The sequence below is a fragment of the Paenibacillus sp. FSL A5-0031 genome (assembly GCF_001956295.1).
Classification (GTDB): domain Bacteria; phylum Bacillota; class Bacilli; order Paenibacillales; family Paenibacillaceae; genus Pristimantibacillus.
The window spans coordinates 19,000-32,392 of the sequence record NZ_MRTD01000018.1 but is presented as its reverse complement, the minus strand read 5'-3'; the positions used below and the strand labels follow the sequence as shown (position 1 = coordinate 32,392).

General features: G+C 45.8%; 4 protein-coding genes. All 4 read right to left on the bottom strand.

The window, feature by feature from the left end; genetic code table 11:
• Positions 1-133: 133 nt before the first annotated feature.
• The 4 genes from BK120_RS26120 to BK120_RS26105 all read right to left on the bottom strand — a co-directional run bounded on the left by BK120_RS26120 (position 134) and on the right by BK120_RS26105 (position 13,258).
• On the bottom strand, positions 134-1,120 hold the full coding sequence (locus tag BK120_RS26120) for a substrate-binding domain-containing protein (RefSeq protein WP_076270446.1): 987 nt from the start codon (positions 1,118-1,120) through the stop codon (positions 134-136).
• Complete coding sequence (locus BK120_RS26115; protein ID WP_256711034.1) at positions 1,104-2,894, bottom strand: sensor histidine kinase; 1,791 nt, start codon at positions 2,892-2,894, stop codon at positions 1,104-1,106. Before BK120_RS26115 ends, BK120_RS26120 begins: the two co-directional genes overlap by 17 nt.
• 11 nt (positions 2,895-2,905) lie before the next feature.
• Positions 2,906-4,525, bottom strand: a complete 1,620-nt coding sequence (locus BK120_RS26110) for a response regulator transcription factor (protein WP_076270445.1) — start codon at positions 4,523-4,525, stop codon at positions 2,906-2,908.
• A gap of 522 nt (positions 4,526-5,047) precedes the next feature.
• Positions 5,048-13,258: an immunoglobulin-like domain-containing protein gene (locus BK120_RS26105; protein WP_076270444.1), complete on the bottom strand. Its 8,211-nt coding sequence runs from the start codon at positions 13,256-13,258 to the stop codon at positions 5,048-5,050.
• Between the last annotated feature and the right edge of the window lie 135 nt (positions 13,259-13,393).

The following is a 13,393-nucleotide window of genomic DNA, read 5'->3' as shown; positions in this document are numbered from 1 at the left end:
ACTTCGTTTCTCCAGAACGATCTGCTCGCTTCGCTTAAACTACTAGTTCAACCTATTTAGTCGTTAACAACAAAAAGGCACAGCAGGCTTTCGCCTACTCTGCCACTCTCCCATTATTCTCAATCTCGTTCATCTATTCATTTCCAACAAACGGAAACAACAGCTTCTGATTCTCCTCTTCATACATATTTTTTTTCGTTATAAGCAGTGAGCCCGTATCGATAAGCTTCGCAGCCTTCTTGCCCTTAACAACCTCCATGGCCGTTTTAATGCTGAGATAGCCCATTTGAAAAGGCCTTTGAAGCACCGTAGCATTCATGACGCCTTCATCCAAAAGCTTAATCTCGTTGAAAGAACTATCGAATCCAATCAGCTGCACTTTCCCCTTTAATCCCAGTTCCTGAATGGCTCTTCCCGCTCCAACCGTAGTCGGCTCGTTGAGACCGATAATGCCGAACACATCGTTATGCTGCTGCAGCATTTCCATAGCCAGCAAATAGGAATTTTGCTCGGAGCCCTCGCCATTGTACGTACCTAGCATTTCGATTCCGGGATAATTTTCTAAAACTTCATGAACGCCCTTTTCCCTGTCGATATGAGAAGCAGCGCTTTTGACATAGCTTATAATCGCTATTTTAGCCTTATCTTTGATCAAGCTTTTCATCGCTTCGCCCGCTTCTCTGCCAGCACTGACGTTGTCCGTCGTTACGATGCTATCGGCTGCATCTGACTTGATTCCCGAATCGACGATAATAAGCTTAATTCCGTTCTTCTTTATTTTCTCTGCGACGGGTACGAGTCTCTCGTAATCGGTCGCAGCCAATACGATTGCATCTGGCTTATTTAATATCGCTTTCTCCACAAGGGCAATTTGTTCATCAACGTCCGTTTCCGACTTTGTCCCCCATACCTGAACGTTTACATTAAACTCTTGGGCAGCTTCATGCACTCCGTCAATTAATACCTGCCAGAATTCTACCGATGTATCGATTGTTTTAAGGATTACCGTAACCTCTATCTTCTTTTTCGCAGATAATCCGTTATGCCCATATACAAAAACGGCCACAGCGATGAGAAGGAGTGCAACGGCGGTTGTTACCCACTTATGACTTCCTGCCATGTCTCTCGTCCTCCAAAACTTGGCGCAATTTGGGAATACGGATATAGACGGTTGTTCCCTCTCCTAGCACGCTCTGGTAGGTTAATCCGTATTGCGCCCCGTAATAAAGCTTAAGCCGTTCCTGAACATTTTGCACGCCGACTCCTCTTCCGCCCTCCGTAACGGAAGCTGGAAGATGAAGCGACTTTAATTTCTCCTCCTCCATCCCATTCCCGTTATCTTCAACAATCAGAATAATGTCCGTGTCCGTTTCTTCGCAAGCAACCCGGATGAAACCAGGTCCCTGCTTCATCTTAATGCCATGATAGATCGCATTTTCAATAAGCGGCTGCATAATGATTTTGATGACCCGATATTCCTGAATCGATTCGGATATTTCGATATGATAATCCAGCTTATTTTTATACCGCATTTTCTGAATCATTAAATAGTTTGTAATATGCTCAATTTCAGTTTTAATCGAAACCAGTTCCTCACCCTTGCTGATCGACGAGCGGAAAAGCTTGGCAAGCGCCGAAGTCATTAACACAACTTCCCTAGACTTATTGCTCTCGGCCATCCATACTATGGAATCAAGCGTGTTATAAAGAAAATGAGGGTTGATTTGGGCTTGAAGGGCGCTGATCTCACTCTTGCGTTTTTGTTCCTGATCGAGTACCGTTTGCTGCATCAGCTCTTTAATTTTCCCGACCATCATATTAAACGCTCTTGCAAGCCTCTGGATTTCTACTGTTTTGTGACCGGGGACATGGATATCGAAATTCCCCTTTTCCACTTCCTTCATATAGCCCTGCAAGCGTTTGATCGGTTGGCTCACGCGTTGAGATAAGAATAATGAAATAATAATTCCGATAATAATACAGATGATTCCCAAAACAATAATAGACAGCAGCACATTACTCTGATTTTCAGCTAATTCGCTTACGTAGGAGACACCGACAATTTTCCAGCCAAACTCAGAATCCTGAACCGTGTACATTCGGCTTTCGCTGCCTTGGTTGCTTATGAATGTTCCGTTTCTGATTTCCAGCACTTTATCGATCATCTCTGTTTTCAAATTACTATAAATCAATTGCTGCTGGGGATGATAAACGATTTTCCCATCCGAATCGATGATGAATAAATATCCTCTTTGGCCTAGTCGAATATCCTTAAACATGTCATTCATAACGCTGAAATTCAAATCGACCAAAAAAACGCCCAGCTTCTTGTTCCCGTCCTTGCTGACCAGTTCCCGGCTCAAGGATACGACCCAAGGATACATGTCTTTAAAAATAGGCTGCACGTGCGAAGAGGAAATAACGCTTTGCCCGCCCATGCTTTTAGCGTTCCTATACCAATTCATACTTGTAATATCGACGTTTGGATTTAGCTCGAGCTCTTTGCGGCCGGACACGAACTGTCCGCCATAACCGAAAATGTTCGCTGAGCTAATATCCGTTCGGGATACCAGCATCCCACCTAACATTTCGGAGATCGCTTCCTTGTAATCCTTCTCTTCCTTTAAACTATTAAAGGAAGCTGAGGATAAATAAGCTTGAACTGCATAATTGCCAGCTACAAGATCAGACATATACTTCATGCCGTTAATGTAGGATTTAATATTGTTATTTACCTGTTTCACCAGCTCCGTAGTATACGTCTGCGCTGTGGAATTAACGGAATCCTTAGTTAAGTAAAAGGAAGTAACGCTCATCATAATGCTTGTCATAATGATGAGCGCGACCGAGGCAAGCACCATATTCGTCTGAATACTCGGCAATCGCGAAAACATTCTCACTCGTATCACACTAACCCTTTTATTTTTTTATGGCGATAATCCGTTGGGGTTTCTCCCGTATGCTTCTTAAATGCGCCGCTAAAATAATGAGGATCGCTGTAGCCAACGGCATATGCGATCTCATAGCTCTTTAAAGCTGACACAATTAATAATTCCTTCGCTTTCTCCATACGCAGATGGGTTACGAATTCCACGAACGTTTTACCATTGGTTTGCTTGAATATGGTGCTGAAGTAACTTGAGCTCATCGATACGTGATAACACACCGACTTTAATGATAGCTTCGGGTCCATATAATGCAGCTTGATGTACTCTATCGCCTTTGCGACTTGGAACACGCATTGATGCTCCCGCATGCTTTTGATTGATCCGACTACTTTCGCGCATTGCTCCTTCAGCCACGCTTCAACTTCACCCATCGACGCAAACTTAGTCATTTCATTCATTGGAGCTTGGTTTGCTCCGAACACTTGTGCACTGTCAATGCCCATGACATAGAGGGTGTGCATAATCGTCAATACAATCCGTTGCAGATACATGTGGCAAATATCGAATGGAAAAGCATGTTCGCGGAACATGATGAAGATTTGCCTAATCCATTCATCCATCTCTTCCGGTGATCCGGTTTTCAGTTTCGTGACCAGTTCACTTTCCCAATCAATGAGCGACAACAACTCCGGCCGCTTTCGCTGCTCCATATCCCATATGCATATAATTTGATTGGTACCGATGACGAAACGATAATCAAGCGCTGACAAAGCAGATTGATTTAAACGCTGCACTTTGTCCGTTAAGCTGCATACATGTCCGATGCCTATAGAAAGTTTAACAGGCAGGTAATCGGTTATCGTACTGTGAATTTCTTCAGCCACCTGCGTCGATAGATCATGTAGTTCATCCCTCTGATGACTAGAAATGATGACATGCACACGATTTTCCCGATCTCTAAAAATAAGTGTCCCGGAACGGTCAGCTATAATTTCCTGGGCAATGTTATAAACAGCAAAACGAATAAGCTCCTCGTCGGACAACGTCTTAGGCTGGCTCCATACGAACTCGTCTACTTCTATGGCCAGCTCGATCACGAAGGAGCCGTCCCACTCAATATCAAAATAGCTGAAGTTCTCATTCTTTTGTTTTTCTGTCATCGGCGAAGTCGCAAATCGTTCCAAAAAACGCTCTTTCAACAAAGGCTGGCTCTCCCTCAATTGACGCTTCAACTGCTCGAAATCTTGCATTTGATTTCTTTCGCTGTCAAGCTCAGAACGAAGCTTACAAATGACCTGCTCAAGTTCCGCTGCCGTAACCGGTTTTAAAATATAGTCAACAGCTTGCAATTTCAAAGCCTGCTGGGCAAAATCGAAATCATCGTAGCCTGTAAAAATAATGACCTTCACTTTCGGGAAACTGGCAGAAAGCTCGCGCGTCAGCTCAATGCCGTTCATGAACGGCATTCCGATATCGGTCAACACGACATCCGGTGTATGACGGTTAATGAAATCTAGCGCTTCCTTGCCGTCCTCGCAGCTGCCTATGCATTCGAAACCTAGCCTCTCCCAATCCATCTGATCTTCTATCGCTTCTCGAACCAGCGCCTCATCGTCGACAATCAACAACTTGTACATAAGATCCCCGCCTTGTTATCTAAGGTACTTTGCATGTTTACAACAACGATCCATGATGTTAACAGGAATTGAAAGCGCAATCATATTGTTTGGGTCAAAATACTTGAAACCGGGCATGTGGTCTATGAAGCATTCTCTTAGCTGTAGATTGAATTTAAATAGAGGGATTGATTTTATACGAATTCCTTTCATCGTATAAGAGGAATTTGGCAATGTAAATGTAAATATATTCGGAGTTAGTCGAATTTTCTCTTTTTATAAACGTATGACAAATCCAAGGTTACGCGCTATTCATACATTTTGGTCGCTGTGCTTAAACTTCATTTCTTTTGTTCCATTTAATCATAATTAAATGGTTTCTTCATTCATCCTAATCTCCGATTTATAACTTCAGCAACTGCAGACCAAACCCTCTTTTTGAAAGGCAAATAAAAAGGATGTCAGCCTTGGCTAATCGCCGCTGACATCCTCACTGATTAAGACTCTACGATCCGCTGGCAATAATTATGCTGACTGATCTTTTTAATTCTCATCCAGCTCCAAAATACGGAGCAGAATTGTAATTACTTCCGCTCTGGTAGCCACGGCATTGAAGTCAAACTTGCCGCCTTCCTTGCCCTGCATAATCCCTTTTGCAGCTACTGCGCCAATCGCGCCCTTTGCCCACTCTGGCAATTTAGCATTGTCAGTAAAGTTTGCTGCTTTGTCCTTTTGGTCTTCCAGCTTCAACGAGCGAGCAATCATAACCGCGAGCTCAGCGCGCGTCAAACCGCTATTTGGACGCAGCGTTCCATCCGCATAGCCGCTTAAAATCCCCGCTGATACAGCCTGCTCAAGCGCTTCCTTTGCCCATGGAGCAATGTCAGCTTCATCATTAAAGGCATGCTGCTTTCCATCACTTTGTACAGTCAATGCACGGGATAACATCACTGCAAATTCCGCACGGGTTACCGCCGCATTTGGCTTGAAGGTTTGATCCTTGTAGCCAACTACAAAACCTTTAGTCACTGCTTTACGAATCGCAGCTTCTGCCCAGTGTCCGGCAATATCCTTCAATTCAATCTGGTTCTCTTGATTTCCGCCGGTGTTGCCTCCGTTGTTGTCGCCATTGTTGCCGCCATTGTTACCGCCGTTGTTGGTGTCAGGCGTTGTATCAACTATTGTAATCGTCAACACCTGCGGCTGGCCTGCGCTAAACTCAAACGTTAGCTTCGCAGTACCTTTTTGTAATTTCGCCAAGTAAGCCGTCGTAAACGTGATCTGATCACTATTCACAACATAATCAGTTCCAGTCTGCAGCTGTGTACTGCCGTTCTTTATGGCTGTCAGTGTATTCCCTTTAAGCTCCAGCTTTATTGCAATTTCTTGCTGCTTGCTAGGGTTCAGATCAAATTCTGCAGCAGCTTTGCTGATTTCGCTATCCTGAACGATAGGTTTGATTTTGTTAAGAAGATTCGTCTTAACTTCGCCGTCTGCCATAATCGTAACAAAGTTGCGAGCTATAGCGTTATCGGCAGCTGATCCAGACGCGAGAGCCTTTGAAACGGCAGCGCTTGCCGATGCTTCAAGCATTTCATTGTATTTGCCTGCATCTAACAGAAATACATCTGTAAATGAACTTGAATTTTTTAATTGTCCACTTTCAACTTCAAAGGTGGATCTGGTGCTGTCTGATTCACGCGAACTGTCAGATTCATTGAGCATGATTGATATTCCGATTCTTCCGTTCGTAAGCTCCGATGCAGAATTATTATGAACGGTATTAAACGGAATCTTTAAATCGTAAATCGTCGTTTTCGTATCTTCATCTCTCGTAATTTTTGCTGCGATATCAGTTATCGGAGCAGTCGGTGCATTGGCGCCTGTGGGACGTGTCCAAGCCCATATTACATCTTTGTTGTCATTGGTGAGCGCGAACCCCAATTCATTCCGCGTAGTACTGTTGGTTGCGGGATTGCGTAAATCAATGCCTAACTGCAAATTATCCTCTCTCCATATATTTCCTCCAGTTTGGCTATTGAAGTGCACGTCGTCTGTAACGACAATGTATGCGTATAAATTGCTGTCGTCCCATGCGAAATGCGATCCAACGCTGAGGTCTTGCGGACCATCCCACGTCCCTGAAGTGACATAATCTTTGGTGTCCATTACAAATGCCGGCGTTGCAGCACTCTTTGCCGGATTTTCTGCGCCTGCAGAACTTACCTTTTCGGCGTATGCTGCGTCAAATTTTGCCGTATAAGTGTATGCTTTTCCGTCATCGAGTTGAAGCTTGAATGTGATCAGACCTGCAGCATAATACGGTAAATCTACGGTTACGGATTCGCCTGCCGCAAGCGCGTTAAATGTAATGGGAGTGAAATCTTTAGCATAAGCAGCCGGGGAAACAATTGTTAAGGTTCCGGGTGCAGAGGCTCTTCCTCCGACATTATACTTAACGTTGAATTGTTGTTTATCTCCGTTTTTGGTTAGGTTAAATACAAACGGTTCCGCCAATAAATCCGAGCCGTAAATGCCGTACGGATTGTCTGCTGGAGTACTGTTTCTCAAACCGGACGCGTAAAAATTGTTGCTAAGTTCTACCGATGTGCCGCTCTCGCGCAGCATGGCATACACATTATTATTCTGGCCGTTCTTGGATGGCTGGAAGTAAGAAGTGTATACATGCGCCTTACCGCCGTGGACATCAATACCCGGATTGTTGCCGGGCAGCTGAGTAAAGTTTGCTTGCTGTAAGCGAACGACACCGTTATTTACGATCGCTCCCGCTACGGTCGGGCTTCCCCAGAACGCGCTGTTGTACAGGACAAGTTCAGCGTCTTGGTGGATTTTCGCGGTATTAGCTGCATCTCCCATTCTGACATACGCTCTATTCGGCTCCGTCGTGATGTTCGTATTCACCAATTCTGAGTTGATCGCGATTATTTTGGTGTGTTCGTCAGCGTCTTCCACATAGAGTGCGTATGTGGTTCCATCCGAACCGTGACCAATCATCGTCATTTTTCCAGGGTATGCGAATTCTCCGTTCCCCAGGTCTCTTTTCAGGAAGTGTATGCCGTATACCGAACCAAAAACGAAATTGTTGAAAATCGTCTGGTCCTCCACATCAGCGAATTTGAGCGCACTCATGTATCTTTGTACGAATCCGTACAAATCGCCGGTAGGGGCCGAATATCCTTGGCCTCCCGGAAGTCTCAAAGCGTAATGCGGATTGAATTGCATATTTCTAATAAATCCGCCTTCCGCGCCTCCTCCGACCCAAATGCCTGCTCTGAGGAGCGTGCCTCCTAAATAGTCTACATAGTGACCATCTGTTTTGTAGGAAGCCAGATCTATTCCTTTATCCCCTATTGGGATCGTTAAGTTGATTGCATATACGCCTGCGCCTTGTCCCTGTACCAAAAACGGAGTTTTTAGTGTTAGGTTAGGGTTGTCGAGATTGACGCTGGTTATATTCGTTTGCGCAATGTTAAGTCCTCTGAGTCCTGCGTTTGCCTTAAGCTGTATGAGGGAATTACCGTTTTCTCCCTCAGCCCCGCCGGTGTACGCAGTAAAGATCGCCGTGCCGCCGCCTTGAGTATGGTGCTGCACGTCCCATGTTCCTCTGAGTTCAACACCCTCGGGAACGATGACGGGATTATTCAGTCTATATCTTCCACCAGGTAAATAGATCGTGCCGCCGCCGTGATTAGCTTTAATATAGTCGAGAGCTTCCTGCAATTTTGCAGAAATATCCACGTTCGGTGCGTTGCCGGTTAACGAGCGTGGGAAGTCAAGTCTAAGCACTGCGCTTGATGTCGGTCTCGGATGTACGTCAATATCTGTTTTTACGTCCTTCGGAATAGGTTCAAATAGATAATCAACATCATTAACGATTTGTACCGCGGTGTTATTACCGTCAGCCTTAACGTCAAGTTCAAGGTTATCGATGTGAGCGGCAAGGTCAGCGCTCTCGATGTTAAGGTTATAACCTGAATTTACCGATTTGAATGTTCCGAAGTTTGCTCCAAAATGTGCATGTTTGTCTGCCTGTTTGAAATTGCTCTGACTGACTAATGCGCTTCCTCGGCCCAGGAAGTTCAGCGCATAATTGTCATATTCATCGAACGTGCTATCCTCAAAGGATATAACTCCACCTCTGGCGTTGCTTACAATCGGACCTTTAAATGCAACTCCGTTGAATTGAACAGAAGTGTCGAAACGTTCGTTGAAATATACTGCTGTGTCGCCTCCGAATTCCGAGTTCGAGAGCAGCAGACCGAAACCGTTAACGTTGTCAATGTATATACCCGTTTGACTGTCTTCGATTTTCAATCCGTAGAACTGTGCGTTCGGTGCTTCGTCGCCGCCAGGTTCTCTTCCGATCCACATCCCCGTCTTATACCCGGAAATATTCAATCCCGAGACATATTCCCAATCTGATCGGTGCATCATGAATCCGGTAGCGTTCGCTCTTGTGTACGCTCTCGTATCCGCAAGAGACGGTGCGCCGTCAAGACCTGAATTTGCCCAGTATTTCGGATCAATGTCAACGTTCTCGATACGTCCGATATCTGTACAGGTGTGAACCACGATGCCCTTGTAGAGAGCCGTCATATTGCTGTTCACAACATAATGCATTTCGCTCGGCAGGGAAATGAATCCTCCCCACGCGTTTACAAGAGTAACGTTATCAAGCGTCACGCTGTTTCCGGTTCTCTGATAGAACGTCCACGGATACGGAATTCCTTTTATATCCTCAAATTCCCCTGTCTTCTGACCATCTGCGTTCCTCTTTTCAACAGTGGTAGTAGCATTTATATCTTGATTCGGATACCATACGGAAAGGTTCGTTACACCTGTGCCTTGTTCCATGTCTATGAATCTATCGGACACGTTAGCTACTTTTTTGCCGCCAGTCTGATTTTCTCTCTCGTCAGAGTCAACATACGTGTCATAATTGGCGGAGTTATGTCCGGCATAGACCGCGAGAATGGTTCCACCAATTTTACCATCGTAATCGTCCGCATCCGGATTATCCCATTCGCCACGGAGCTGTACGCCTGCCCGCAAATTTAAAACCTGTTTATATTCGTAGGTTGTACTGCCTGTCGTGCTTTGAACGCTTATTGTGCCGGTAGTTTCCGTGTAGAACGCAAAGGTTCCCGCCGGAATATAGACTACGCCGCCGCCGTCATTATAAGCCGCATCAATCGCCGCCTGGAAAGCCTCTCTGTTATCGAAATCAACTAAGCCTTCCGCTTCTGCCATCTCTGCTGTTTTCGCACCGAAAGCGAGTACGTTAAAGTCCGATATCGCCCAATCTTTCGCGTCGTGTTCCTGAACGATTGCCGCTCTCATGTGTTTTGCGTAATCATATCGATCCGGAACTGTGAGCACAAAAGTTTTAGTCTGGGTTACAGGAGCGGCTACCGAACCTCTTTTTACCGTCGCCGTGAGCGTTACCTCGCCTCCGCCGTCCGGACGGTTTGTCGGTATCACGCCTGCAGTGGTTATAAGGGTAGCAGCGGATGTCGTCCATGTAATATCCGTCATATTTTCACCCATGGACGGAAGAACTAAGTTCGTTGTCACATTAGTCTCCGAAGCATTCACGCCTTTGATTAAATTCCATGTCAGTTTATTCAACATATCGTTTACCGCTTCCTCGTCGGTTCCGGTCCCTGTTCCGCGAACGACGATATTAAATGTTTTAACAACGGGTGTTGCCGTTCCTTTGCTTACTGTCGCCGTGAGTGTTACGGATGTATTCACTCCTTGACGAACTACTGCGCCGGTGTTGCTGTTGATCACCGTGTTATTGGTAGATGCCCACACAATGTTCGTACTCGCTGAACCCGCCTTAGCAAGATTCAAATTGGTTTCAACCAGATCCTGTCTGGTATTCGTACCCTTGATCGCGTCCCAAGTCAGCGCGTCCGAAACAAGTTTTACCGCTTCTTCATCCGTTGGAGGAATTTCGGTTATTCGTATGCTCTGTATGATTGCTCCGGCTGCACCGATCCGGAAGTGCGCTCCTTGATTTTGTGCTCCTATCGCAAAATTAGCTCCGTTAAGCACACCCTTTGAAGTCACCCAAGTGTTTCCGCTTCCTGTCGCCGGAAGGCTCGCTGATCTATACGCTTCAAATCCAGAGAAGCTGCCGGGATATATAGTGTTATACTGCAACGAAATACCGCCCGCGGCGCTCGGTCTCCAGTAGGTGACCGCTAATTCGACCTTGTTTGCTTGCTTAAGCTTAAGGTCGTCTACAATGACGTACATAAAGTTGCCGATCTTCACAGCGTTTACGCCGCTTTGAGTGACTACATCCACTGCGGTACCGCCGTCTCCGATAAGGCTGATGCCTATGCCTTTGCCTTGTAGTCCTTTGTACGGTCCGGCCGGATCTCCACCGTCGCCGAAACCGCTTCCAATGGTATCAACGGCATCAAATGATTCAGGCTCGTTGAAGTCAATGAACACTTCAGCAAGTTCGTTAGACGTACTGGCTACTGTCAAATTGAAAGTTTTATGAACAGGTGCTGCATTGCCTTTGGTTATTTTCGCCGTAAGGGTTACGGCTTTTCCTACGTCAGGGTCGCGAGTTACACTGCCAGTTGCGGTATTTATGATACCAGCAGGTTCAGCCGACCATTCTATAGCCGTTTCGTTCGCACCGGTTGTCTTAAGAGTCAACCCCGTTCTTACTTCGGATTGAATAACATTCGAATTCCTAATCGTGTCCCATGTCAGCTTATTTGCTGCGTCCGATATTGCTTGATTGTCGTCAAGATGCTCCACTTTAACTCTTGTATGCGTTCCTGCGAAAGGATATTGCGTATTTTGAGCCGTGCGTGCGAATGTATAATAGATGTTGCCTGTTGGTTTTGTAAATGCCGCAGTATAAACGCCTGTACCCAGAGTACCCGTCGTCCAATCGCCGACCGCAGGAGCGTTACCAGTGGTGTTGATTGCAAACTGCACAGCCTGACCGTTTGTTGGCGCTGCTGAAGATAACGTAACGTTGCCCGTTGTCTCAACAGCTGTAGGAATAGGTTTCGGCGAATCCACGGTATTCTGAAAACGCGGGTTCTTGATATAGATGTCGCCTTGGGGCACGGATGACCATTGCATTTGCAATCTCCCCGCCTGTACCGTGTCCAAATTAACGGGATTGAAACCATTCGGAGAATTGGCTGCTGATAATTGCGCATAAACCGTAATCCATTCATTAACCTTTCCGTTTTTGATTTCGTTAACATTAAGGTTAAGACGCGAATTGGTGTCAAGATTGTTACCGCCACTTGCCATGGCGATCCAGTTATTTCCACTGAGCTTTAAAAGGTCCGAATGTGTAACATACATATCAAAAACAAAATATTGATTCGCATAAGCTGATAAATCCTGATTGCCGCTGCTGCTAACAAAGCGGGCATCCCAAAGCCGTTCAACGCCAGCGCCTATTTTTCCAGCACCCAACTTAACCGCGTTATTTCCGTCCGGCGCATTAGCGCTGCTCGTTCCCTCTTCTATATTAGGAAAATACGTCGCAGCCCGGGCGTTAACCTCCGCCGGCACAGCTCTCACCGTCAAGGTAAACGTTTGTGTAGCACTTGCATTACCCTTGGTTATTGTCGCCGTGAGTACGACGGTTTTGTCTACTTCCCTATTCAATAAACGATTTACGCCTCCGGTACTGCTTATTGCCGCATTGTCCGAAGCCCATGCTACGTTAGTTGTCCCTATTGTTGTCGGAAGACTGAGTTGTGATTTTACATCGTTATTCGAAGTATTACTGCCTTTAATCGCATCCCATGTCAGAGACGCCGCCGCCTCATTTACCAATGTTTGTTCGTCAATAGACGTTACCGTAATTCTTGAAGATGCGCCGATGAAGTTGTAACTGTTGTCTGCTTTCGCCCGCGCAAATACATAATAGGTCTGCGCTGAAGGCAATGTCGCAAATTGATGAGAATAAACATTATCGTTTTTACTTCCATCCACCCAGCCGGCTGCGGGAGCGATCCCATCTTCGCTTATTGCGAATTCCACAGCTTGCCCGCTAGCCGGTGCGTTCGCAGTTACTGTTTTTGTTGCTACATCAAGTGCGGGAGCCGTTGACGGTGAAACCGGAACGCCTAACGTACTTTTCTGGAAACGCGGGTTTTTTATGAAAACGTCAGTGCTAGGGACACTCGTATCCCATTGCAGATGCATGGCCAGTCTGGTTACTTTGTCTAACCACGCGTCATTAAAATTCCCGGCTACGGCACTTGACGAAGATAACTTCGTATAGACCGTCGCCCATGTGCCCACTGCAGCATTTGTGACTCCGCTCAAATCAAGCTGGAGACGAGAATCAGCGTTGAACTTATCCGCAGCGGGATTACTGTCGCTTACGATGACGAGCCAGTTATTGCCTAGCATATTTTTAAAGCTCGCATTTGGAATATACATCTCGAAAACGAAGTATCCGTCTTTATAAGCGGATACATCTTTTAGAGGCGCCACGCTCGGCGTGAAGAGGTTATCCCAAGGCCCCCCGCCCTTTGAGGTTCCGGTGTTTAAACTCCACGCTTTCTGTCCGTCCGGCGCATCGGCGTTTGTCGCCGTATTACCATCTGCACCTGCATTTACGGTCAAAAGAGATACGTCATCTCCCCATGCCGCGCTGACTGCCATAAGCGGAGAAAACAAAGTAAATAGCATCGCTGTCACAAGTAATGATGCTAATAATCGTCTTTTTTTCATTCTCAAATTTCCTCCATATATCCTATTTTTAGGTTTTGAAGAGATCCCATAACTCTTTAAAACTTCTTCACTTAAATACTAAATTCAAAACTTTCTATGATTTTATGTAGTGCACAAAAAAAGTGATCCTTTACA